This window comes from Streptomyces sp. NBC_00286 (genome assembly GCF_036173125.1).
In the GTDB taxonomy this organism is placed as follows: domain Bacteria; phylum Actinomycetota; class Actinomycetes; order Streptomycetales; family Streptomycetaceae; genus Streptomyces.
This window is the reverse complement of the sequence record NZ_CP108054.1, coordinates 6,183,592-6,207,334: the sequence shown is the minus strand read 5'-3', so window position 1 is coordinate 6,207,334 and position 23,743 is coordinate 6,183,592. Positions and strand designations below refer to the sequence as shown.

Genomic DNA, 23,743 nt, shown 5'->3' with positions numbered 1-23,743 from the left:
GCCCTCACGCTAACCCCGCGACCTCCGCCAGTACGCTGCCGTCGTGACCGATCTTGTCCAGCGTGGCGTCGGGGCCGTACTCGGCTCCGCCGTCGGGGACGCCCTGGGCGCGCCCTTCGAGTTCGGGCCCGAAGGGGCGTTCTCGGCTTGGTTTCCGGTGCCCGGTGGCGGCGGCGAGATGTGCGGAGGCGGCGGCTGGGACCCCGGCGAAGCCACCGACGACACGCAGATGGCCGTGCTCGTTGGGGAGTCACTCCTGGATTGTGGCGGGCTCGAACTGCCCGACCTCTTCCGGCGGTTCCAGCGTTGGGCGGTGTCCGAGCCCAAGGACATCGGGTTGCAGACCGAGGACGTACTCACCAGTGGAGAGGCCTGGGACTTCGCCGCCGCGCTCCACTTCCAGGGCAACCAACGGGCCGCAGGGAACGGGGCGTTGATGCGGGCGGCCACATCCGCCGTGTACTTCGCGGGCGGCGGTACGGAGGCCATGATGGACGCCGGCCGTCGCATCGCCGCGCTCACCCACGGCGACCGGGCGGCCTGGGAGGGGACGGCGCTCTTCCACGAACTGGTCCGGGTGGCTCTTACCGGGAGCGACCCGCTCGATGCGCTGCCGGGCACCCTGGATCTCGTACACCCGGATCACCGGGCACGGTATGCGGTGGTCCTCGCGCCGGACTGGCATCCCGATCAGGCGACGGAATTCAACGGTGCCGTTTGGCCTTGCCTCGGGTCGGCCGTCTGGGCGCTGCGTACGACCGATTCGTACGAGGACGCCGTGCGGGCCGCCGTCGATCTGGGCGGGGACACCGACACCGTGGCGGCGGTCACGGGTGGGCTCGCGGGGGCGGTGTACGGGGCGGACGCCGTCCCGTCGCGGTGGACCGAGCCGTTACATGTGCCGCTGCCGGGGTTCGACGGGCGGGTGCTGCGGGCGGCGGAGTTGGTGGGGCTGGCGGAGCGGTTGGCTCGGTAGCCGCGGATGCGGAAATGCGGCAACGCCTCGCACGGCTGCTCAGCCGTGCGTTTCCGGCACCGTGATCACACCCGCCCGACAAGATCGTCCTACTCGTGATCCCGTCTCACTGAGGTGTGAAGGATTCTCCGGCCGCCCGTCGCCGGCCGGGTCACATGTCGTCATACGCCCCGTCGAAGACCGCGTTGTTTCCGCCGCATGCGCTGCATCAGGGCGTCTCTGCGCTCTGAGGTCCGCTCGGCGGAAGGCTCCCTGGTGGCGGAGTGCTGCGGGAGTGGAGTTCGACGGCCAGCGGCGCTGCGGTGAACATCGAGGAGTAGGTGCCGACGACGATGCCGATGAGCAGGGCGAGGGCGAAGTCGGTCAGGGAGTCCCCGCCCAGCAGGGCGAGCGCGCACAGGATGAACGCCGCGCCCATGCCGGTGTTGATGGTGCGCGGAACCGTCTGCAGGATCGCGGTGTTGGTGACGTGTACGAAGGGTGTCTTACGCGGCGCGGCCGCGGTCTTCCTGCCCGCCCACAGTTCCCTGATGCGGTCGAAGACGACGACGGAGTCGTTGACCGAGTAGCCGATGACGGTGAGCAGGGCGGCCAGGAAAACCCCGTCGATGGGCTTGCCCAGCCAGGCGAAAACGCCGCTGAGGATGAGCGCGTCGTGTGCCATGGCGGCGACCGCTGCGGTGCCGAACGTCCAGCGGAAGCGGACGGCGAGGTAGAGCAGCTGGGCGGCGAGAGCCACTGCGAGGGCGATGACGGCGCCGCGGCGCAGCTCTGCGCCCAGGCTGGGCCCGATCAGTTCGTCCCGTGTTTTCTCCGCGGTGCCGGCGAGGTCGTCGATCGTCTCGGTGATCCGGGCTTCCTCGGCATTCGAGAGCTTGTCGGTACGCACGGTCAGGGCGCCTTCCCCGGAGGTCTGGACGACGGCGCGAGGGAAGCCCGCGTCGGCCAGGGCATCCCGGGCCCGGTCGGCGGACACCGGTGCGCTGGTGGAGTACTCGATGAGCCGGCCGCCGGTGAACTCCACGCCGAAGTTCAGCCCGCGCACCGCGATCCCGGAGGTGGCCAGGACGAGGGCCGCGGCGGACAGGGCCAGCCAGCGGCGCCGGTGGCGCATCAGGTCCGGGCTGCGGCGGGAGAGCCAGTCGCGGACGGTGCCGGTGCCGGCGATACCGGTGAGGCGGGGATGTCGTCGTACCGCGCGGCGGGCGACGGCGAAGTCGGCAAGGACGCGGGTGATCACCAGGGCGCTGAGCATGGAGGCGAGGACGCCGATGCCCAGGGTGACGCCGAAACCGCGCACGGGGCCGGAGGCGAGGAAGAACAGCAGCCCGGCGGCGATGAGGGTGGTGATGTTGGAGTCGGCGATGGCGCTGAATGCGTTGCGAAACCCGGCCGTCAGGGCGGAGCGCAGGCTCTTGCGGCGGCGGGTGGTGTATTCCTCGCGGGCGCGTTCGAAGACGAGGACGTTGGCGTCGACCGCCATGCCGATGGCGAGGACGAACCCGGCGAGCCCGGGCAGGGTCAACGTGGCACCCAGGGCGGCGAGGGCGGCGTAGGAGATCAGTCCGTAGCAGGCCAGTGCCAGGACGGCCAGCGTGCCCATGAGCCGGTAGACGGCGATGAGGAACAGGGAGGTCAGCACGGTGCCGATGACTGCGGCCTGCGCGCTGGCCCGGATGGCCTGAGCTCCCAACGTGGGGCCGACGGTGCGCTGTTCGACGGTCTCGACCGGCACCGGAAGTGCACCGCCGTTGATGAGCAGGGCCAGTTCCCGGGCCTCTGACTGGCTGAAGGAGCCGGTGATCTGGGTGCTGCCGCCGGTGATGCCGGTGCGACAGGCGACCGAGGGGTCGACCTGCGGGGAGGAGATGACCTTGTCGTCCAGCACGATGGCGACGCGGCGCGTGGGATCGCCGGCCGGGGCGCAGGCTGCCGCACCGGTCAGATCCGCCCAGCCGTCCGCGCCCGCGTCTTTGAAGTCGACGCTGACGAACCAACCGCCCACGCCCTGCTGGTCGATCCGCGCTTCGGCGCCGTCGACGTCGGCTCCCGTCAACGCGGAGGGCCCCAGGCGCAGCCGCTGTCCGGATTCGTCGGGCCGGACGCGTTCCTCCGGCCGCTCGGTCGGTGCCTGTCCCGGTTCGGCGATGCCGAGCACGGGGTGGAAGGTGAGCTGTGCGGTACGGCCCAGGACGTCGGCGGCCTCGCGCGGGTCCTGCAGACCGGGCAGTTCGACGATGATCCGGTTGTCCCCGGAACGGGCGATGGAGGGCTCGGCGACGCCGAGTGCGTCGACGCGGCGGCGCAGTACCTCCAGGGTGCGATCGGTCGCTGCCGAGTCTGCCTCGGCGGTCGGCGAGTCATGGGTTTCCAGCACGATCTGGGTTCCGCCGCGCAGGTCGAGGCCGAGGCGGACCGGTACGGCTGCGGCGATGTAGAGCGACAGGGCGAGAACAGCGAGGGCGAAGAACGCCCGTACACGCGTGGCGCGCGTCAAGAGTGCCTCCAGCAGGCATACCGCGGCCGCCTGGGGCGGCGCGGGAGAAGACAAGGGGAGATGTCAGAGGCCGACTGGAGACGGTGGCGCTCGCCCGCTGTGCCGCACGGTGTGCTCAGGAGGTCCGGCCGCCTCGGGCGCGGGCGCCGACAGCGCCCCCGGCTCGGGGCTCGGCAGCACGGGGCATCGGGGGACGGGCGTGCCCCCGGTCGGCGGAGCGTGCCGCTCAGCGGTGGTGTCCCGGGATACTCGCGCCGGGACACCCCAGGTCGTGGTGCACGTGTCGTCGGTGTGCGGGGTGGTACTGCCGCCGCTTCCCTGGGCCACCGCGGGGATCGAAGTCGTTACGCCGCTGGGAGAGGCGGGGGCGGCGGTGCCGAGAATGGTCAGAAGGCCAAGGAGGGCGACCAGTACGGGCAGCAGCCTGCCGGCGGTGTCTGCGCGGCGTGAACAGCCGCATGGAGCGGCGGCGCGACGGAGCTGGGCCATACGCCGCCTCCTTCTCGGGCTCTGTCGTCATACCCTGATCCGGCACGTGAAACCGGGGGCAAGGTTTCGCGAAGTGCGGGCGGCTCAGGGTTCGATCAGGCCGGCCCGGATGGCATAGCGGGTCAACTCCAGGCGGTCGCGCAGACCGAGCTTGTGCAGCAGGTTCGCCCGATGGCGCTGCACGGTCTTGACACTGATGAACAGCGTCTCCGCGATCTCCTTGGAGGAATGGCCCTCGGCGACGAGTTTGAGGACCTCCTCCTCCCGGGCGGTCAGCACACGGTCCGGGACCTCCTCGCCACGCCGGACGCGGTCGAGGTAGTTGCGGATGAGGGCGGTGACCGCTCCTGGGTAGAGGAACGGCTCGCCGCGCATGGCGGCTCGGCACGCGGCGACCAGATCGCGGTCGGCCACCGACTTCAGTACGTAGCCGCAGGCTCCGGCTTTGAGTGCCTCGAAGAAGTACTGCTCGTTGTCGTACATCGTCAGCATCAGGATCCGCAGCTGCGGTTGGCGGGACGACAGTTCCCGTGCGGCCTGCAGTCCCGTCATGCGCGGCATGGCGACATCCAGGACGGCCAGGTCCACTTCGTGCGTGCGGGCCAGGGCGATGGCTTCCGCGCCGTCGCCGGCCTCGGCGACGACCTCAAGGTCTGGTTCACCGTCGAGAATGAGCCGCACCCCACGGCGGACCAGGGCATGGTCATCGGCGAGCAAGATCCGGATCGGGGCCTGGTCAGCCATGATCGGCGTCCTCTTCCTCTGCGGTGGGCACGGGTTTCTCAGCGGTGGGTGCGGACAGGGCCACGTGCGTGCCACCGGTGGTGCCGGTGTCGATCTCGAGCGTGGCGCCGATGAGCAGGGCGCGTTCGCGCATGCCGCGGATCCCGGCACCTTCCCGGGCGATACCGATGCCTCGGCCGTCGTCACTGATGCCCAGCACCACGGCACCGGCGGTTCGCCGCAGCCTCAGCTCGATGCGTTCGGCTTCGGCGTGGCGGGCGACGTTGGTCAGCGCTTCCTGCGCCACCCGGTAGAGCACCAGTTCGGTCTGCGGGTCAAGAGGCGGCAGGTCAGCGGCGAAGTGGCGTGTGATCTTCAGGCCTGTGTGGGTGGCGAAGTCGTTGGTCAGTGCTGTCAGCGCGCTGATCAGGCCCAGATCCTCCAGGACGCCGGGGCGCAGCCGGCGCGCGAGCCGGCGTACTTCGTCGAGGCTTTCGCGGGTGGTCTCCTGCACCTGCTGCAGTTCGGCGCGCAGGGGCTCGGGGGCCTGGTCGGCTGCTCGCTTGAGTCCCAGCAGGACCGCGGTGAGGCTCTGCCCGACCTCGTCGTGGAGTTCCTGGGCGATGCGCTGCCGCTCGGATTCCTGGGCGGACAGGGCGCGGGCGCTGCTCGTGGCGCGTTCGGCCTCCAGCCGGTCGAGCATGGCGTTGAAGGTGCGGATCAGCTCGGCCACCCCGCCGTGGCCGGTCACCGGCAGGCGCTGGCCCGGGCGCAGCAGGTCCACCCTGGTCATCAGCCTCGTGAGGCGGTCCAGCGGAGCCAGCCCGATACGCAGCAGGGCGGCGTTGGCCACCAGCATGACGATCAGGCCGCCGACCAGGATCACCGCCTCGGTCAGCAGCACCGGCACCGAGACGGTCACCGGTGCCCACAGCAGCAGCGCCGTGGCGGTACCGAGCACCACGGCGTTGAGCCCGAAGATCCGCCAGAACAACGACACAACCCGTTGAGCCTCCCTCGGAATACGCCCCGTCACCACTATCCGTCAGGCGGGCACGGGTTCCCCGCCGCGCATCACCAGGCTTGCTCGCCGCCCAGGGTCAGCCTGCCTGCGGCGCGATGAGCGTGTCGATGGGGTACAACACCCATCTCCCCTGGCGCCTGCATCACCTAGCCCCCTGTAGATGGGTGCTGTGGCCGATGGCTTCCCCTGACCCGGCGGACCAGGGTGGAGACATGAACCAGACGGCCGCCCCACCAATACGTCCGCAGACAGCTGCGGCACGCAGCCCACCGTGGCCTCCGGGATGCCGCGGACTGGTCCATGGTCACCGCCCCGTTCGAAGGGACTGCTTTCCATGCCACTCGACACCGCCGCCCGCCGCGAATCCGGCCCTGAACGTCTGACGGCGCATGAGGCCCGGCAGCGTCTTGAGCATGAGCGCGCCTCGCGGCTCGTCCAGCTCACCGCGATCGAAGAGGCCGGACCCGAGACGAACGACCACCTCATGGCCGTACAGAAGGACGCCTTGCAGCGCGTGCTGAAAGAAATCGACGCCGCCTTCCAGCGCATCGAGGACAGCACGTACGGCATCTGCCAGGACTGTGCCCAGCCCATCCCCGTCGAACGACTGGAGATCCTGCCGTACACGCGCTGCTGCGTCGGATGCCAGAGCCGAACCACCTGATCGCAGACAGCCGGCGGTATGTGGAGCGAGTTCCTTTTCCCCTGTGTGGAGGCATGAGGAAGTGAACAACCAGGTCATCGGCGCCGACAACGCGGGCCTGCGCCCCGAGGATCTCGCCGGGCTCCGCGAGAGCCTGCATGAGCAGCGCCTGTTCCGCGAGGAGCAGCTGCGGCAGATCGCAGCGCCGTCCCAGACGCGGGCCGAGCGGATACGCGGGCGGCAGTCCGCCTCACAGCTCGAGGTCCACGTCAAGCTCGCCGCCTCCGCCCGCATGGTCCTCTCCGATGTGGAAGCGGCACTTCAGCGGATGGACCAGGGCCGCTACGGCAGGTGCCACCTGTGCGCCCAGCCCATCGCCCTGGCACGCCTGAAGATCGTGCCGCAAGCCCGCTACTGCGGCCGCTGCCACCAGCTCCGAGAAGCAGGACGGTGACGGGTATGTCCGTGTAGTTCGCACCCGCCGATGGCCCCACCACCTGGCCGGTGTGCCGACGGTGTCCCGGGATCGCCCTCGACCTGGGCAGCTCCCGCACCCGCGCCTGGGTACCCGGCCGCGGGATCATCCTCGACGTCCCCACCATCACCTTCGAGGGCGCCCCAGGCTACCGCCCCATCCAGCGCGGCACCATCGTCGACCCCGAGGGCACCGCCCGGATGCTGCTGCGTCTTCTGGGCCCCCGCATTCCCTGCATCAGCAGGCACCGGCCTCTTCGGCATCGAAGGAGAGAGGCGACGTGACCGACGAGATACCGCACGCCCGGCCATCCCCCGCCCCGCGCCCCACCAGACTGTGGCGATGGCGGCGCAACCCCCTGCGCCGCCCCACCGACCTGGTGCAGGCATGGATCGGGCTTGCTCTGACCCTGGCCGTGCTGGCCGCCACCCCGCTGGCCATGGTGCTGGTGGGCACCATCGTGCACCGCTCCTTGCAGCAGACCGCCGACGAACAGGCCCAGTCACGACACCGCACCCCGGCCGTCCTGCTCCACGACGCCCCCCGCCACCCCGAACCCGGATCGCAGGAAGACCGGCACACGCGCTACCCGGTCAAGGTCCGCTTCACCGACCCCACCGGACACTCCCGAACCACCACGACCGAAGTACGGCCCGGCCTGCCCGCCAAGAGCACTGTCCAGGTGTGGACCACCGACAGCGGAAAAATCATCGACCCGCCCTGGACCGCCGAGCAGATCCGCAGCCGCACCCTCGGCTCGGCCGGCGTAGCCGGTGCAGGAGTGCTCCTTGCCGGAGCGCTCGCCTACGCCGCGGCCGCCCGCGCACTGGACCGGCGACGCCTGGCCGACTGGGACAAGGCATGGGCCCAGACCGCACCCCGCTGGACGACATCAACATGACAGCCGCTCCCTGGGGGAATCAGCCGGTGGGAGTCATCGACTGGGACTTCGCTCGCCCGGCACCACGCCTGCACGACGTGACCTACGCGCTCGAGTACGTCGCCCCGTTCCGCGACGATGCCGGGTGCCTGCGCCGGCTGCACTACCCGGCGCCACCCGACCGCCGTCTGAGGCTGGATCACTTCCGCCTGAGAGATCCGTTCCGCCTCGTGCAGACGAGCTGCTCGTGCCGTGGGGCCGGCCGAGCAACTGGCTCTGCAGCTGCATGCGCAGAGACACGTTCGCCGCGGGCGGGACGGCGGTCCCACTCCGCGGCGAGCGTTGCTGACGAGCCCGTCAGGGTTTCGTCAGAGTTTGTCCATGCGGGTGTAGGGGCTGACGATTCGGGCCTGGCGGGCGCCGAAGTCGACGAGCATCGCGACGCCGTCTTCGACGCCGACGATCGTGCCCAGGCCGAACTGGTCGTGCGACACTCGGTCGCCCAGAGCGAAGTGCTTGGCGACCGGGGCAACCGGAGCTTTGAAGGGACTGGTGGGCAGATGGCGCCGGGGCGCGGAAGGCTTCGTCATCGTGAAACCAGTATGCGCCAGCGCGGGCCCGAGGTGTGAGTCACGGATGACAACGATCCGGCTCCCGGTCTGCAACACGGGCTGCCGCGCGCCCGGCCACCGGGTGCCCAGCGGCACGGGCCGCACCGCCTACACCGCCTACAGCGCCTTCAGCGCCGCCGCCGTGGCGCGCGTCAGTTTCTCCAGGTAGTCCTTCGGCAGCTTCGGGTCGCGGATCACCACGGAGCGCCAGTAGAGCGGGCCGGAGATGAGGTCCAGGGCCAGTTCGTCGTCGATGCCCATACGGACCTCGCCGCGCTGCTCGGCCGCCGCGACGATGCCGCTCGCGACGCCCTCCTGACCTTCCCGTAGGGCCTTCTGCATGGCCTCCGCGATCTCCGGGTTGCGGGCCGCCTCGGCCTGGAGGTCGGGGATGATCTGCGAGGCCACGGGGTGGCGGAGTGCGCGGGACGTGACCTCGTAGAGCAGTCTCAGGTCGCCCTCCAGGGTGCCGGTGTCCGGGGCCGGCAAGCCCTGTACCGCGATCGCCGACACCTGGTCGAGTACCAGGTGCAGCTTGGATCGCCACCGGCGGTAGACCGCCGTCTTGCCTACGCCCGCGCGCCGCGCGATCCCCTCTATAGACATCCGGGCGTAGCCGACGGCCGCGAGTTCCTCGAAGACGGCCGACCGGATGGCTTCCGTCACATCCTCGCGGAGCACGGCCGCCCCGGCTGGAGCCCTTCGGCGCGGCTGCTGGGCGCTCCGGGCGGCTCCGTCGGCATGTCCCTCGGATTTCCCGTCGGGGTTCGTCGTCATGCGGCAGAGCATAAGGCGTTTCGACGAAACGGTTGCGTTCCGACGAAAGCGTCAGGACGGTCACGTATCGACGATACGGTTGCGTTTCGACGTCGCATCGACCTACGCTCACGTTGCGACGATACGGTCCCGTCGCGACGTAACGCCGCCAAGTGCAAGGAGCGCCCGTGAGTCAGGTCCTCGACATCGCGCCCCCGGCGCCCACCCCACCCGGCACCCCACCCGCCGCCGACGCCCCCGCAGCACTCGCCGCCCGCTACGGCCTCACCGTCAGCGGCGCCCGCCCCTCGCTCCCCGCATACGTCCGCCAGTTGTGGGCGCGGCGGCACTTCATCACGGCGTTCGCGACGGCCAAGCTCACCGCGCAGTACAGCCAGGCGAAGCTCGGGCAGGTCTGGCAGGTGGCGACGCCATTGCTGAACGCGACGGTCTACTACTTCATCTTCGGCGTGCTGATGGGCACCAAGCACGACGTGCCGGACTACGTCCCGTTCCTGGTCACGGGCGTGTTCGTGTGGACGTTCACGCAGAGTTCGATCATGGCGGGAACACGGGCGATCTCCGGCAACCTGGGCCTGGTCAGGGCGCTGCACTTTCCGCGGGCCGCGCTGCCGGTGTCGTACGCGCTGCAACAGCTCCAGCAGTTGCTGTTCTCGATGGCGGCGCTGGTCGTGATCCTGCTCTGCTTCGGGGTGCCGGTCGCGGCCTCGTGGCTGCTGGCGGTCCCGGCTTTGGCACTTCAGTTCGTGTTCAACGCGGGCGTGGCGATGATCATGGCGCGGTTGGGGGCGAAGACCCCCGACATCGCGCAGCTGATGCCGTTCGTACTGCGGACCTGGATGTACGTCTCGGGTGTCATGTGGAGCATCGACAGGGTGCTCAGCGATCACCAGGACATGCCGCGCGTCGTGCTGCTGGCGCTGGAGTGCAATCCGGCCGCGATCTATATCGACCTCATGCGGTTCGCACTGATCGACAGCTTCCACCACAGCCAGTTGCCGCACCACGTGTGGCCGCTCGCGATCGGCTGGGCGCTCCTCGCGGGCGTCGGCGGCTTCATCTACTTCTGGAAGGCCGAGGAGACGTACGGACGTGGCTGAGTACGCGAAGAACCCTGGGCACGCGGAGAACCACGCTGAGCACAGCGAGAAGATCCCCACCGTCATCGCCGACCGCGTCGACATCGTCTACCGGGTCAACGGCACCGGCGCCGGCCGCGGTTCCGCGACCGCCGCCCTCAATCGCATCCTGCGCGGCAAGAAGACGGAACAGGCGGCAGGCGTACGCAAGGTGCACGCCGTGAAGAGCGTGTCCTTCACCGCGTACAAACGCGAGGCCATCGGGCTGATCGGCACGAACGGGTCCGGCAAGTCGACCCTGCTCAAGGCGGTCGCGGGGCTGCTGCCTGTGGAGCGCGGCCGTATCTTCACGCACGGCCAGCCCTCCCTGCTCGGCGTGAACGCCGCGCTGATGAACGACCTCACCGGTGAGCGCAACGTTCGCCTCGGAGGGCTCGCCATGGGGATGTCCCGCGAGCAGATCCGTGAGCGGTACGAGGAGATCGTCGACTTCTCGGGGATCAATGAGAAGGGGGACTTCATTACGTTGCCCATGCGCACGTATTCCTCCGGGATGGCAGCGCGGCTCCGGTTCTCGATCGCCGCCGCGAAGGATCACGACGTGCTGATGATCGACGAGGCGCTGGCCACCGGGGATCGCTCCTTCCAGAAGCGGTCCGAGGCTCGGATCCGGGAGCTGCGGAAGCATGCGGGCACGGTGTTCCTGGTCAGCCACAACAACAAGTCGATCCGGGATACGTGCGACCGGGTGCTGTGGCTTGAACGCGGGGAGCTCCGCATGGACGGGCCGACCTCTGAAGTGCTGGCCGCGTACGAGGAATTCACCAGCGGCAGGCGGTGACGGAAGCGTCCGGAGCCCCAGTACCCCTCAGCGCACCAGGAACCTCAGCGCTCCAGGAACGCGAACAGCTCCTCCCACCGCCGTACGACCTCATCCGCCCCGTATCGCTGAATGTTCGCCCTCGCCGCGTCCCCCATCCGGTCCCGCAGCTCCTTGTCGGACATCAACATGCCCAGCCTGCGGGCCAGTTCGCCCGTGTTGCCGAGGCGCGCGAGCAGGCCGTCCTCCCCGTCGCGGACGATCTCGCGTACCCCGGGCGCACAGTCGAACGCGGCGCACGGCAGGCCCGTCGCCATCGCCTCCATCAGAGCGAGCGGGAAACCCTCACCCCGCGAAGACTGGACGAAGACCGAGCCGCCGCGCAACGCGTCCGCCGCATTGCCCGTACTCCCCATCCACTCCACGCAGTTGTCGAGCCCGAGTGCCGTGCACTGCTTCTTCAGGAGCTCCTCGTCCTCGCCGGAACCGTAGATCCGCAAGGTCCAGCCAGGGTGCTGCGGAGCGACCTCGGACCAGGTGTCGATGAGCATGTCGATGCCCTTCTGGTCGTGCAGGCGGCCCATGCTGACGACCACGTTCGCGGTGCGCGGGGAGGGGACGACGGGCATGAAGGGGAGCGGATTCGGCATGTACGAGACGTTGTTGAGGCCCTGGCCGATCCAGAGGTCGGCGTCGTCGCGGGTCAGGGCGAGCAGGCGGTCGACGTCGCGGTAGTGCTTGAGGACGCGCCGGAAACGTCCGGCCGCCCTGGAGTAGTCGTACGACTCGTGGGTCATGCCGATGACGGTCAGTCCCCGCATGTCGGCCAGTTCCACCCACTCCATGGCCCACACCTGCGTGACGATCACGACCGCGCCGGGTCGCGCCGTCCGGAACAGCGCCGTCAGCCTGGCGGCCTGCTCGCACATGCTCGCCCGGCGGGCTCGACCGGGGCGGGGCGGCCGTCCGGAGTACAACGTCGTGGTCGGATACGGGAGTTCGCCCAGCTCCTGCTCGACCTCGGCCGGAGTGATGCCGACGACGTGCACACGATGCCCGCGCCCGGTGAACAGCCGGGCCATCTGGTGCGACCAACTCGTCACCCCGCCCAGCTCGTTGACGCTGTTGGAGACGAAGAAGACGTCCCGCTCGGGATACTCCGTCACGCGCGCCTCCACAGGGACCTCCACTAGGACCTCCACTGGGAGAAGAACTGCTCGACGACGCTCTGCGCCGCGTCCCCCTTGTCGTACTCACCGAAGTCCGCCACGAACCGCTCCCGCGCCGCCGCGTACTTGACCACCTGTTTCTCCAACGACCCGACCACGGCGAGCAGTTCGTCCTCGGTACGCACCACGGGCCCGGGTGCCCGTTCCAGCAGGTCGAAGTAGGTTCCGCGACCCTCGTACACGTACTCCTCGTAGTCGTACGCGAAGAAGAACATCGGCCGGTCGAGGAGGACGTAGTCGAACATCACGGACGAGTAGTCGGTGATCAGGCCGTCGGCGAGCGCCAGCAGCGGGGTCACATCGTGATGCGTCGATACGTCGATGACGCGGCCCCGCACGGACGGCGGGAGCACCACGTGGTGGAGGTAGTGGGCGCGGACGAGGAGGACATAGCGGTCGCCGAAGGTGTCCGCGAAGCGCTCCACGTCGAAGGGCAGCTCGAAGCGGCCTTTGCCGCGTCCGCGGAAGGTGGGCGCGTACAGCAGGACCTTTCTGTCCTCCGGGATGCCCAACTCGGCGGCCAGCGGCGGTCGTTCGGTGGCATGGCGGGCTCGTACGAGCGCGTCGTTGCGCGGATAACCCACCCGCAGCAGCGTCTTCTCCTTGAGGCGGAAGGCGCGGGCGAGGGTGCGGACGTCGTGCTCGGTACGGATCAGAAAGTGGTCGAAACGGTCCAGCGTGCGCTGCTGCTCCTCCTGCCCGCGCCGGAACTTGAGCTTCCACTCCGGCTCGTCGAAGCCCATCCGCTTGAGCGCCGAGCCGTGCCAGGTCTGGATGTACGTGGTCTGCGGCCGCTTGGTGAGCTTCAGCGGATAGCTCTGGTTGTCGATCCAGAACTCGGCGCGGGCCAGCGCCTGGAGATAGGGCAGCGACCAGCGGCGTACGAGCGTGGCATCGGACGGAAAGCCCGTGGGACTTCCCGTGTACGACCACACCGCCTCGAACTCCAGGCCCTGGCGCCGCATTTCCTCGTAGATGGCCCGCGGGCTGTCGCTGTACTGCCGGCCCAGGTGGCTCTCGAAGACGACCAGGCGTTTCTTCACGGGCAGCCGGCTGAACGCCTCGTGGTACAGCCGGATCTTGGTGTCGCCGGAGGTCAGCTTCTTGCGCACCGCCTTCGCCTTCCGGTAGCCGGACTTGGCGAGCCGGCCCGGCGGCCCCTGCACGCCGCGCGCGACGAACGCGTCCACCTGCTCATGGGACACGAGCCGGAAGCAGAGATGGCCGCGCGCGGAGACCTCGGGCTCGATGTGGTGGGCGGCGAGGCGGGTGAGCCGGGGCCGGACGGGCAACTGCCCCCCGGCCAGGCCGGGTTCGGGGGCGGTGAGCCGGGTTGTGGTGCGGGCGCCGTCGACGTCGAGGTGGAGGCGTACGTCCCATACGGCGTCCACGATGCCCAGCGGACGCAGCCCGCGCGCGAGATCCGCCGATGCCTCCCAGGCGATGGTCTCGCCTTCGTGCCGCAGGGTCGCCACCGGGAAGCGGAAGGTCTGGAAGCGCAGGCCCTTGCGGCGGGCGTAGAACTCCAGCTCGGCGGTGAGCCGGGCGCCGGGCGGGATGATGCCGAGCGGATTGGTGACGCGCCCGGCGAGACGGACCGTACCGGCCGCTTCCGTGTAGCCGGTCAGGGCGTTGCGCAGGAACATCTTCTCGACCGGCTTGGTGTGGTAGCCGAGTTCGGTGACGTCCATGGCCCGCCGTGCGAAGTCGTCGTCCAGGTGCTCGGCGCACCAGTAGATCCGCCCGTCGCGTTCGAGGAGCGGCGAGGAGATCTTGTCGCGGTTGGTGAGCGTGTCCACGGCCGGAAGGAGGTGGTCCCAGTCGCTCCGCCGCAGCAGAAGGGCGCAGATGGCGTGGATGGGCTCCACCTCGTCGAACGCGGCGCGGTCGATCGAGTCGAGGTAGTCGCGGGCCAGCGCAGCGAACTCCCGCCGGTTGGCGGCGTCCCGGAACGGCAGGTCCCGCAGATGCAGCACTAGATCGTGCTTCAGGAACTTGACGTCCTTGTGGAACTTCAGCTCCAACAACCCCTGCTCCGCGAGCAGTTGGTCGACCCGACGATGGATCTCCATCCGCTGTGCGAAGTTGGCGATCTCGTCACGCCGGTTGCTGATCGACTTCGCGGCCGACTTCTCGGCAACGCTCCAGTCGTAGACGCGGTTCGGGATCAGGGTGATGCGGCCGGCGGCCACATAGGCCTGCGCCGAGAAGAGCAGGTCCTCGTAGTGAATGCCGACGGGGAAGCTCAGGTCCCGCTCCAGCAGGAACTCCCGGCGATAGAGCTTGTTCGTCGACAGCGTGTCGAAGACCAGCAGGTCGGGCAGCTCGGCGATCGACTCCAGGGTGCGAGTGCGCTCGTACAGCCAGGGGTACCACTTGACCTCCTTGTGGCCGCGCGCGTCCACATGCACGCGGACGCACAGCCCGGAGACGAGGTCGGCGCCGGTGGTCTCGGCCGCCTCCAGGAGGTTCCGGCAGGCGTTGCGTTCCAGTACGTCGTCGCTGTCGAGGAAGACGACGTACGTACCGTGTGCCTGCGCGAGGCCGTGGTTGCGCGGCGCCCCGCAGCCACCGCTGTTCTCCGGGAGCCGGTAGGCGCGTACTCGATCGGGATGCTCGGCGGCCAGCCGCCGGGCAGTCTCGTACGAGCCGTCCGTGCTGCGGTCGTCCACGATCACGACCTCGACGCCGCGCAGCGTCTGCGCCAGCGCGGAGCGGACGGCCGTGGGCAGCCGGGACGCGTCGTTGTAGACGATGACGACAACGGTGACGTCGGGTACGGCGGCGGTGGCGCCGGGCGGCCGGGACGGATCCAGGTTCACCCCATTGATCCTAAATGTCCCGGTCGCCCTCGTCCTCGTACGTACCGCCGTACGTACCGACGCGCGGACCTCCGTACGTACTGGCGTGCGGACCGCCGCACCGACCGCCTACGAGTGCGTACGCAACAACGTCCGCATCGTCCGCATCGCCACCGACAGGTTCGCCAGGTCGAAGGACTCCGAGCTCTGGATCTCCTCCAGGGTCGTACGGGCCCGGCCCAGGATCGCCGCGTTCTTCTGCTCCCAGGCCTTGAACCGCTGTTCCGGTGTGGCCGCGCCGTTTCCGCAGGCCAGGACGTCGGAGGTGAGCGCCGCATGGGCCGCGTACAGGTCCTCGCGGATGGAGGCGCGGGCCATGGACTGCCAGCGGTCGGCGCGCGGGAGCTCGATGATGCGGTCCATGAGCTGGCTGACTCGGAGGCGGTCGGCGAGGTCGTAGTACACCTCGGCGACGGCCATCGGGTCCTTGCCGGTGCGGTCGGCCACCGCGACCACGTCGAGCGCCGGGAAGGCCGCGGAGAACCCGGCGACGCGCTGGGCGAGCTCGTCAGGGACACCGGCGTCCGACAATTCGTCGAAGATCCGCTGGTACCACTCCAGGTCCGCACCACGCAACAGATTGGGCAGCTCGGACCAGACCCGTGCGACCCCCTCGCTGAAGAAGTCGATCGTCTCGGCGAGCTCAAGCGGCTGCGGCCGGTTGTTGAGCAGCCAGCGTGTGCCGCGCTCGACGAGCCGGCGGGAGTGCAGGCGGATACGGGTCTGAACGCCCGCGTCGACCCTGTTGTCGAGCGCCTCGACCTCGTCCCACACCTCGCTCAGCCCGAAGATCGCGCGGGCCGCGGTCTGCGCCCGGACGATCTCCTCGAGCGAGGCTCCGGTCTCCTCGCGCAGTCGGTGCAGGAAGCTCGTACCGCCCGTGTTGACCGTGTCGTTGACCAGCACCGTCGTGGTGATCTCGCGGTGCAGTGGGTGGTTGTCGATCTGCGTGAGGAACTGTTCGCGCAGCGCGGTCGGGAAGTACGCGTGCAGCAGGCTGCGCAGATACGGGTCGTCGGGCAGCGAGGTGTGCATCAGCTCGTCGGCGACCGTGATCTTCGTGTACGCGAGGAGGACGGCCGTCTCCGGCTGGGTCAGCCCGTGCCCGGTGTTGAGGCGCTCCCGGATCTGGCGCTCGGTGGGCATGAACTCCAGGGCCCGGTCGAGGTGGCCCTCGCGCACCAGGTGGCGCAGGTAGCGGTGCTGGGCGTGGAGCATGTCCGGGGACTGGGCCTGCGCGTTGGCGAGCGCGACGTTCTGTGCGTAGTTGTTGCGCAGGACGAGTTGGCCGACCTCGTCGGTCATCTCGGCGAGCAGCTTGTTGCGCTGCTTGACGGTCATGTCGCCGTCCGCGACGACCGTGTTGAGCAGGATCTTGATGTTCACCTCGTGGTCGGAGGTGTCCACGCCCGCGCTGTTGTCGATGGCGTCGGTGTTGACCTTGCCGCCGTGCTGCGCGAACTCGATCCGGCCGAGCTGGGTCAGGCCGAGGTTGCCGCCCTCGCCGACGACCCTGACCCGGAGGTCGGCGCCGTCCACGCGGATCGCGTCGTTGGCCTTGTCGCCGACGTCCGCGTGCGTCTCGGTCGACGCCTTCACGTACGTACCGATGCCGCCGTTCCACAGCAGGTCGACCGGTGCCTTGAGGATGGCCCGCATCAGGTCGGCCGGGGTCATCTTGGCGACGCGGTCCTCGATGCCGAGGGCCTGGCGGATGTGGCTGTTGAGCGGGATGGACTTGGCGCTGCGCGGGAAGACGCCGCCGCCCTGCGACAGCAGCTCCTTGTTGTAGTCGGCCCAGGAGCTGCGGGGCAACTCGAAGAGGCGGCGGCGCTCGGCGTACGAGGTGGCCGCGTCCGGGTTCGGGTCGATGACGATGTGCCGGTGGTCGAAGGCGGCGACCAGGCGGATGTGCTCGGACAGCAGCATGCCGTTGCCGAACACGTCGCCGGACATGTCGCCGACGCCGACGACGGTGAAGTCGTCGGTCTGCGTGTTCACGCCCAGCTCCCGGAAGTGCCGCTCCACGGACTCCCAGGCGCCGCGGGCGGTGATGCCCATCTTCTTGTGGTCGTAACCGGCGCTGCCGCCCGAGGCGAAGGCGTCGCCGAGCCAGAAGTTGTAGCTCTGCGCGACCTCGTTGGCGATGTCCGAGAAGGTCGCGGTGCCCTTGTCGGCGGCGACGACGAGGTAGGTGTCGTCCTCGTCGTGCCGTACGACGTCGGCGGGCGGCACGACCTCGCCGGCCACCATGTTGTCGGTGATGTCGAGCAGCGCCGAGATGAACGTCTTGTAGCTGCGGATGCCCTCCGCCAGCCAGGCGTCGCGGTCCACGGACGGGTCCGGCAGCTGCTTGGCGACGAAGCCGCCCTTCGCGCCGACCGGCACGATCACGGTGTTCTTGACCATCTGCGCCTTGACCAGGCCGAGGATCTCCGTGCGGAAGTCCTCACGGCGGTCGGACCAGCGCAGACCGCCGCGCGCGACCTTGCCGAACCGCAGGTGGACGCCCTCGACCTTCGGTGAGTACACCCAGATCTCGTACGCCGGACGCGGCGCCGGAAGGTCGGGGATGGCCGTGGGGTCGAACTTCATGGAGACGTACTCGTGCGGCTGTCCGCCCCCCGCCTCCTGGAAGAAATTCGTGCGCAGAGTCGCCTTGATGACGGTCAGGAACGACCGCAGGATCCGGTCCTCGTCGAGCGAGGCGACCTTGTCGAGGGCGGCGTCCAGCTCCTCCAGGAGGGCGTCGGTCAGTTCCGTACCCGCGCGCTGGCGGTCCGGGGACATCCGCGCCTCGAAGAGGGAGACGAGCAGCCGGGTGGTGTGGACGTTGTTGCGGAGGGTGTCCTCCATGTAGTCCTGGCTGAAGGTCGAACCGGCCTGACGCAGGTACTTCGCGTACGCGCGCAGCACCATCGCCTGCCGCCAGCTCAGCCCGGCGCTCAGGACGAGCGAGTTGAAGCCGTCGTTCTCGGCCTGTCCGGTCCAGGTCGCCGAGAAGGCGTCCTGGAAGCGCTCGCGGGCGTCGTCGGCCAGGGAGTCGCCGCTGCCCTTGGGCGGGGGCACGCGCAGGCCGAAGTCGTAGATCCAGGCGGACGTGCGGTCCAAGCAGCGCAGCTCGTACGGGCGCTCGTCGGTGACCTCGACGCCGAGCCGGCTGAGCACCGGCAGGACCGCGGAGAGGGAGACGGGCGCGCCGATGCGGTAGATCTTGAAGCGGCGCTCGCCGGGCCCGGCGCCCACCGGCTCGTACAGGCTGAGCGCGAAGTCCTTGCCGTCGCCGAGCTGCTCCAGGTTGACGAGGTCGGCGACCGCCGTACGCGGGTTGTGGTCGGCCTTGTAGCCCTCGGGAATGGCGTTGCCGTACCGGCGCAGCAGTTCGGCCGCGCGCTCCTCGCCGCACTCGGCGTTCAGCGCCTCGGCGAAACCATCGGCCCAGGAGCGGGCGGCCTCGGCGAGACGCGCCTCGATGCGTTCCTTGTCGGCGTCAGACAGTTCGGGCAGTTCGGTGCCCTGCGGGACACGGACCACGAAGTGCAGCCGGGACAGGATCGACTCGGTGTTCCAGGCGGTGAAGTCGACGCTGGTGCCGCCGAGTTCCTCCTTGAGGATGTCGATGATCCTCAGGCGTACGGCCGTGGTGTAGCGGTCGCGCGGCAGGTAGACGAGGGCCGAGTAGTAGCGGCCGTACTCGTCCTGGCGCAGGTAGAGGCGGAGCCGCCGGCGCTCCTGCAGGTAGAGGACGGAGGTGACGATGGACCGCAGCTCGTCGACCGGGGTCTGGAACAGCTCGTCACGGGGGTATGTCTCCAGGATCTGCAGCAGATCGCGCCCGTCGTGGCTGTTGGGCGAGAAGCCCGCGCCCTTGAGAACTTCCTGGACCTTGCGTCGGATGACCGGCACCCGGCGTACGGACTCGGTGTACGCGGCGGAGGAGAAGAGCCCGAGGAAGCGGCGCTCACCGATGACGTTCCCGTTCTCGTCGAACCTCTTCACGCCGATGTAGTCGAGGTAGGACGGCCGGTGCACGGTGGCGCGGCTGTTGGCCTTGGTGAGGATGAGCAGCTTGTGCTCGCGGGCCTTGGCGCGGGCGTCGGCGGGGAGCCGGCTGAAGGAGTGCGAGTGGCCGTGGGCGTCGTCGCCGCTGTGATGCGGGTCCGCGCGCAGTATGCCGAGACCGGTGCCGGGGACGGCGGCGAGGGAGTCGTCCTCCGTCAGCTCGTACTCGCGGTAGCCGAGGAAGGTGAAGTGGTCGGCGGCCAGCCAGCGCAGCAGCTCGCGGGCCTCCTCGACCTCCTGGTCGCGCAGATCGTCTGCCTTGGGCTCGGCCGGCAGGTCGTCGGCGATACGCAGCGCCGCGTCCCGCATCTTCTCCCAGTCCTCGACGGCCTCGCGGGCGTCGGAGAGCACACGCAGCAGATCGGCGGTGATCTGCTTCAGATCGGCGCGGTCGGTCTCACGGTCGATCTCGACGTGGATCCAGGACTCGATGTGAGCGTCGTGCGGCAGGTCTTCGGCGGCGGGCCGGGTGGGCTGGACCTCGATGAGCTTGCCGGTGACATCGCGCCGTACGACGAACTGCGGGTGGATCACGACATGGATGCCGCGCCCCTGCCGGGACAGCTCGTTGGTCACGGAGTCGACAAGGAAGGGCATGTCGTCGGTGACGACCTCGACGACGGAGTGGCTGCAGGTCCAGCCGTTCTCCTCGACGGTCGGGGTGTGGACCCGGACGTTGGCCGTGCCCTGGGGGCGGTTTTCGGCCAGCCGGTAGTGGGAGTAGGCGGCTCCGAAGACATCGACCGGGTCACGGTCGGTGAGGTCCTCCGGGGCGGTGTGCAGGTAGTAGCGCTGGAGGAACGCGAGCACGGTGGCGTGGTCCGGGGTGTCGGTGGTGCCCTCGTCCTGCGCCCTGGTCGGTAGATGCACCCCGGCCGGGCTGTTCTCAGCTACCCGGGCGGCCCGTTCGAGCAGCTCGGCTTTGGCTTCGTCCAGCTTGGTCTGCATTGTCCTCTGGCTCCTGTCGCGCGCCGTTGCGTGACGCCGAAAAACGTGAAGTGACGTAGCGCCGTGACGCGGGGTGTCCGGTCTGCTTCGACGCTATGTCGCGATGAGAGAGGGGCGGGGCGTTATCGGCCATATTCGGCACCGCCGGAGACTGTGAGACTGCTCTCGGTGACTCGTACCGCCCGCGAAGACCAGCGACCGCCCGGCCACGGATGTCGTCCGTGCGGTCCGGGCGCAAAGCGGGAAGACAGACGCTCCCGCGACATATCGCGCTGATCACGTGACAAGGCTATCGCTCCGCATGGGGGGCCCGTCATGGGCCGCATGTGTACAAAAGAGTGGGTGGGATTTTGACAGTCTGCACAGTGCGCGGGGGCTTACGAGCGGGCGCTTGGGGTACCCGAGTCCCTCAGCTCGCTCAGCTCGACGCAAACCCCAGCGCGCAGCCCCCTTGGCAAGGGCCCGACGCGGAGGCACGTTGGGCGTGACGGATCCCGGCGAAGGGAGCGGAGCGCCATGACTGCGAAGATCCTGATCGTCACCGGAGACGCCGCGGAGTCACTGGAGGTGATGTACCCCTACCAGCGCCTGCGCGAAGAGGGCTACGAGGTCCACATCGCCGCCCCCGCCCGCAAGCAACTCCGCTTCGTCGTCCACGACTTCGAACCCGGCTTCGATACGTACACCGAGAAGCCCGGCTACACCTGGCCCGCCGACCTGGCCTTCTCGGAGGTCGACCCCGGCCAGTACGTGGCCCTGGTGATCCCCGGCGGCCGGGCACCCGAGTACCTCCGCAACGACCTCGAACTCCGCAAGATCCTGAAGTCCTTCTTCGATACGGACAAACCCGTCGCCCAGATCTGCCACGGTCCCCTGCTGACCGCGGCGATCGACGGCCTCCGGGGGCGCCGCGTCACGGCGTACCCGGCGCTCGAGCTGGACATGCAGGCCGCGGGCGCCACCTTCCAGGACGCCGAGGCCGTGGTCGACGGCACCCTCGTCTCGTCGCGCGCCTGGCCGGACCACTCCAGCTGGATGCGGGAGTTCCTTACGGTGCTACGAGCTAAGGCTCCGGTGACCTGACTTCGGGTTCGGGTTGGGCTTCGGCTTCGGCTTCGGCTTCGGCTTCGGCTTCGGCTTCGGCTTCGGCTTCGGCTTCGGCGGGGCGTACGTCACGGGTCCATCACTCTCGCGCCGTACGCCCCGGTCACTCCCCGGTACGCCCCTTCACGCCGCCAACCGCTCCGCCTCCACGACCGCTTCCTCCAGGCTGTCCACGACAGGGACCCCTACCGCTTCGAGGCTGGCCCGGCTGTGCGAGCCCCCGGTGTAGAGCACGGCCAGCGCCCCTACGTGCCGGGCGGCTATCGCGTCGTCCGCAGCGTCGCCGATCACGACCGTACGAGCGGGCTCCACGCCGGTCAGCGCCCCCACATGCCGCACCATGTGCTCGGCCTTGCGGCCGCCGGAAGGACCGGTCCGCCCGTCGACCCGTATGAAGTGCGGCTCGATCCCGAAGTCTCGTACCAGCGGGACGAGTTCGTCATGCCGGGCCAGGCTCAGCAACGACTGGCTGCCGCCGGCCGAAGCCCACTCGGCGAGCAGCCCCGGCACCCCGTCGGTGAGCCCGCAGCCGATCCGGTGCTCCGTGTAGTACCGGTGGAAGGTGGCGTCCATGACCTCCCACTCCGCGTCCGTGGGCAGCCTGCCCATCAGCCGCTCGTAGAACTTCGGCACCGGAACGCAGTACAGCTCTCTGTACTGCTCCAGCGTGATCGGCTCAAGACCCAGCTCGGCGAAGGCCGCGTTCGTCGCCCCGATGACGGCCGCGTTGTCGTGGAACAGGGTCCCGTTCCAGTCCCACACGATGTGCGCTGCGTTGTGCTTCCCCATGCCAAAGAACGTACCCGCCGGCACTGACAACGCCGTAGGCATTTCTTCACCGGCGGCCTCGGCGCGGTCTCCTCAGTCCCCGAGGCCCGCCAAGTGTCGGGCCAGTCCGGGGCCCATCGGGTCTCGGATCAGACCGGGGTCCATCCCAGCGGGCTTCGGGTCAGTCCCCGAGCCCTACCAGGTTCGGGATCTCCTGCGTGGCGAACCACAGCAGTTCGTGGTCCTCGGCCCCGTCCACGACGAACTGTGCGTCGTCGTCGCCCGTGTCCGCCGCGCCCAGCGCGTCCGCCGCCGCCGTGACATCCGCCTCGGCCTCGTCCGAGTCGACGTGCACGGCCGCGGCCTTGGCCAGCGGTACGGGCCCGTCGATCCGCACCTCTCCGAGCGAGCCGGGGTCGAGCCCGCGATCGGGATCGGCGACCGCGGCTCCCTCCGGGACGTCGAGGGCGACGACGACGCGGCGCCGCACAGTCCCCGGGTCGAGCGCGAGCAGCCGCAGCGAGGCGAGCGCGGCCCGGTTCAGCGCCGCGTACTCCAACTCCTCGATGTCGTCGGACAGATACCACTCGCGCAAGGCGGGCGTGACGGCGTACGCGACGAAGGGCCCGGCCCCGAGCTCGCCCGTCTTGTACGCCTCGGCGAGACCGGAGAGGGTCAGGGGGACGTAGACGCGCATGGCTGGCCGCTTTCGTAGTCGGAGGGCTCCCAGGAGGACTGTCCCGCGCCTCCGGAAGGACCTTCAGGATACGTGCGGGGCGTCCCCTTTCGAGTCGGGTCGACCCCCTCGTGCGACGTCAACCACGCGGCGGGGTTCTCACCCTGTCCACTCCAGGCCTGCCAAGGGTCTCGCTCGCCTTCGTCACCCTGATAGGTGAAGTCTCCGGCCGCCACGACGCGCAGCCGTCGTTCTTGCAGCCGCCCGCTCCGGCCCCGTACAAGATCCCCAACAGCTAGTTACTGCCCGGTATCGACTCGGGCCCAGCGAGCGGGGACAACGCCATGACCAAGGTGATGACCAGGACGAAGCGCAACCCGGGCACCCGCCCACCCGGCCGCCACGACACCCGCCGCCCCGCCGGAACCACCCCGCGCTCCACGCCGGGCAGGGAGACACCGGGCAGCTCACCGCGGGGTGAGAACACGGCGTCCGGCGGGCGCGCCCCGCGCCACAGGGCGCCCGCTCGAGGCCCGCTCAGGACGCCCCCACAGCCGCGTCCCACCGACCTCTTCGCCGACCTCCTGCTCGCCGTACTGAGCGGCCAGCGCCCCGTTCACAGCATGCTCCGCCACACGGCAGGCCGCGCCTACGACGAACTGGCCTGGCTAGCCGAACGCGGCCCCCTCCGCACCCGCGGAAATCGCCCAGTCATCCGCGACGTCGGCTACGAGGTCCCTCGCCCCGGCGCAATCGAAGCCTTCGCCCGAATCGGCGCAGGCGACCAACTCCGAGCCATGGCCTTCCGCCTGGAAAAGGGCCAAGACCTCCGCTGGCGCTGCACAGCAGTAGAACTGGGCGGCACCCGCATGCCCCACAGGCACAACAACTAGCGCCCCGTCAGGGGCGCGGAGCTGTACCGATGTGCGGCTGGCGCCACGCGGGCGCGATCAGCGCCCCGTCAGGGGCGCGGGGCTGTACCGATGTGCGGCTGGCACCGCACGGGCGCGACCAGCGCCCCCGTCAGGGGCGCGGGGCTGTATCGATGTGCGGCTGGCACCGCACGGGCGCGACCAGCGCCCCCGTCAGGGGCGCGGGGAA

At 69.5% G+C, this 23,743-nt stretch carries 19 protein-coding genes and 1 pseudogene; 9 read left to right on the top strand and 11 right to left on the bottom strand.

The window, feature by feature from the left end:
• Positions 1–43 precede the first annotated feature (43 nt).
• Positions 44–976 carry an ADP-ribosylglycohydrolase family protein gene (locus OHT21_RS28645; RefSeq protein ID WP_328771170.1) on the top strand — a complete coding sequence of 311 codons (933 nt, stop codon included), beginning with the start codon at positions 44–46 and terminating at the stop codon, positions 974–976.
• Between the two features lie 208 nt (positions 977–1,184).
• Here OHT21_RS28645 and secD read toward each other — a convergent pair whose 3' ends face one another.
• From secD to OHT21_RS28625, 4 genes are all read right to left on the bottom strand, one after another.
• Positions 1,185–3,473 (bottom strand): protein translocase subunit SecD, encoded by a 2,289-nt coding sequence (gene secD, locus OHT21_RS28640; protein WP_328771169.1) that lies wholly within the window; start codon positions 3,471–3,473, stop codon positions 1,185–1,187.
• 63 nt (positions 3,474–3,536) lie between these two features.
• Positions 3,537–3,962 carry a hypothetical protein gene (locus tag OHT21_RS28635; protein ID WP_328771168.1) on the bottom strand — a complete coding sequence of 142 codons (426 nt, stop codon included), beginning with the start codon at positions 3,960–3,962 and terminating at the stop codon, positions 3,537–3,539.
• An 84-nt stretch (positions 3,963–4,046) separates the two neighbouring features.
• Positions 4,047–4,706, bottom strand: a complete 660-nt coding sequence (locus OHT21_RS28630; RefSeq protein ID WP_033326529.1) for a response regulator — start codon at positions 4,704–4,706, stop codon at positions 4,047–4,049.
• On the bottom strand, positions 4,699–5,685 hold the full coding sequence (locus OHT21_RS28625; protein ID WP_328771167.1) for a HAMP domain-containing sensor histidine kinase: 987 nt from the start codon (positions 5,683–5,685) through the stop codon (positions 4,699–4,701). Before OHT21_RS28625 ends, OHT21_RS28630 begins: the two co-directional genes overlap by 8 nt.
• A gap of 358 nt (positions 5,686–6,043) precedes the next feature.
• Between OHT21_RS28625 and OHT21_RS28620 the strand changes: the two genes are divergently transcribed.
• The 4 genes and pseudogenes from OHT21_RS28620 to OHT21_RS28605 all read left to right on the top strand — a co-directional run bounded on the left by OHT21_RS28620 (position 6,044) and on the right by OHT21_RS28605 (position 7,728).
• A complete protein-coding gene (locus OHT21_RS28620) occupies positions 6,044–6,373 on the top strand; it encodes a TraR/DksA family transcriptional regulator (RefSeq protein WP_328771166.1) in 330 nt (109 codons plus the stop codon).
• Between the two features lie 61 nt (positions 6,374–6,434).
• Entirely contained in the window at positions 6,435–6,806 is a 372-nt protein-coding gene (locus tag OHT21_RS28615; protein WP_328771165.1) for a TraR/DksA family transcriptional regulator, read from the top strand.
• A gap of 50 nt (positions 6,807–6,856) precedes the next feature.
• Positions 6,857–7,072 (top strand): annotated as a pseudogene (locus tag OHT21_RS28610) (hypothetical protein); the annotation flags it as partial.
• Between the two features lie 35 nt (positions 7,073–7,107).
• Complete coding sequence (locus OHT21_RS28605; protein WP_328771164.1) at positions 7,108–7,728, top strand: Rv1733c family protein; 621 nt, start codon at positions 7,108–7,110, stop codon at positions 7,726–7,728.
• A 347-nt stretch (positions 7,729–8,075) separates the two neighbouring features.
• On the opposite strand, the gene OHT21_RS28600 is transcribed toward OHT21_RS28605, so the two are convergent.
• A complete protein-coding gene (locus OHT21_RS28600; protein ID WP_165345107.1) occupies positions 8,076–8,297 on the bottom strand; it encodes a hypothetical protein in 222 nt (73 codons plus the stop codon).
• 138 nt (positions 8,298–8,435) lie between these two features.
• Positions 8,436–9,107, bottom strand: coding sequence for a TetR/AcrR family transcriptional regulator (locus tag OHT21_RS28595; protein ID WP_443050442.1), 672 nt, complete (start codon positions 9,105–9,107; stop codon positions 8,436–8,438).
• A 155-nt stretch (positions 9,108–9,262) separates the two neighbouring features.
• Here OHT21_RS28595 and OHT21_RS28590 point away from each other — a divergent pair, with 155 nt between their 5' ends.
• The gene (locus OHT21_RS28590) at positions 9,263–10,195 is read left to right on the top strand and encodes an ABC transporter permease (RefSeq protein ID WP_443050441.1); all 933 of its coding nucleotides are present in this window, start codon (positions 9,263–9,265) and stop codon (positions 10,193–10,195) included.
• Positions 10,188–11,015: an ABC transporter ATP-binding protein gene (locus OHT21_RS28585; RefSeq protein WP_328771162.1), complete on the top strand. Its 828-nt coding sequence runs from the start codon at positions 10,188–10,190 to the stop codon at positions 11,013–11,015. The genes OHT21_RS28590 and OHT21_RS28585 overlap by 8 nt, the downstream gene beginning before the upstream one ends.
• Positions 11,016–11,059: 44 nt before the next feature.
• On the opposite strand, the gene OHT21_RS28580 is transcribed toward OHT21_RS28585, so the two are convergent.
• The 3 genes from OHT21_RS28580 to OHT21_RS28570 form a co-directional block, all read right to left on the bottom strand.
• Positions 11,060–12,160 carry a glycosyltransferase gene (locus OHT21_RS28580; protein WP_328771161.1) on the bottom strand — a complete coding sequence of 367 codons (1,101 nt, stop codon included), beginning with the start codon at positions 12,158–12,160 and terminating at the stop codon, positions 11,060–11,062.
• Positions 12,161–12,183: 23 nt separating this feature from the next.
• Positions 12,184–15,045, bottom strand: a complete 2,862-nt coding sequence (locus OHT21_RS28575; protein WP_328771160.1) for a bifunctional glycosyltransferase/CDP-glycerol:glycerophosphate glycerophosphotransferase — start codon at positions 15,043–15,045, stop codon at positions 12,184–12,186.
• A 108-nt stretch (positions 15,046–15,153) separates the two neighbouring features.
• Entirely contained in the window at positions 15,154–20,094 is a 4,941-nt protein-coding gene (locus OHT21_RS28570; RefSeq protein WP_328771159.1) for an NAD-glutamate dehydrogenase, read from the bottom strand.
• A gap of 516 nt (positions 20,095–20,610) precedes the next feature.
• Here OHT21_RS28570 and OHT21_RS28565 point away from each other — a divergent pair.
• Positions 20,611–21,177, top strand: a complete 567-nt coding sequence (locus OHT21_RS28565; protein ID WP_328771158.1) for a DJ-1/PfpI family protein — start codon at positions 20,611–20,613, stop codon at positions 21,175–21,177.
• A 144-nt stretch (positions 21,178–21,321) separates the two neighbouring features.
• Here the strand turns inward: OHT21_RS28565 and OHT21_RS28560 are convergent, their stop codons facing one another.
• Positions 21,322–21,987 carry an HAD family hydrolase gene (locus OHT21_RS28560; RefSeq protein ID WP_328771157.1) on the bottom strand — a complete coding sequence of 222 codons (666 nt, stop codon included), beginning with the start codon at positions 21,985–21,987 and terminating at the stop codon, positions 21,322–21,324.
• Between the two features lie 160 nt (positions 21,988–22,147).
• Positions 22,148–22,663, bottom strand: coding sequence for a DUF6912 family protein (locus OHT21_RS28555; protein WP_328771156.1), 516 nt, complete (start codon positions 22,661–22,663; stop codon positions 22,148–22,150).
• Between the two features lie 323 nt (positions 22,664–22,986).
• Between OHT21_RS28555 and OHT21_RS28550 the strand changes: the two genes are divergently transcribed.
• The gene (locus OHT21_RS28550) at positions 22,987–23,535 is read left to right on the top strand and encodes an Rv3235 family protein (protein ID WP_328771155.1); all 549 of its coding nucleotides are present in this window, start codon (positions 22,987–22,989) and stop codon (positions 23,533–23,535) included.
• Positions 23,536–23,743: the final 208 nt, after the last annotated feature.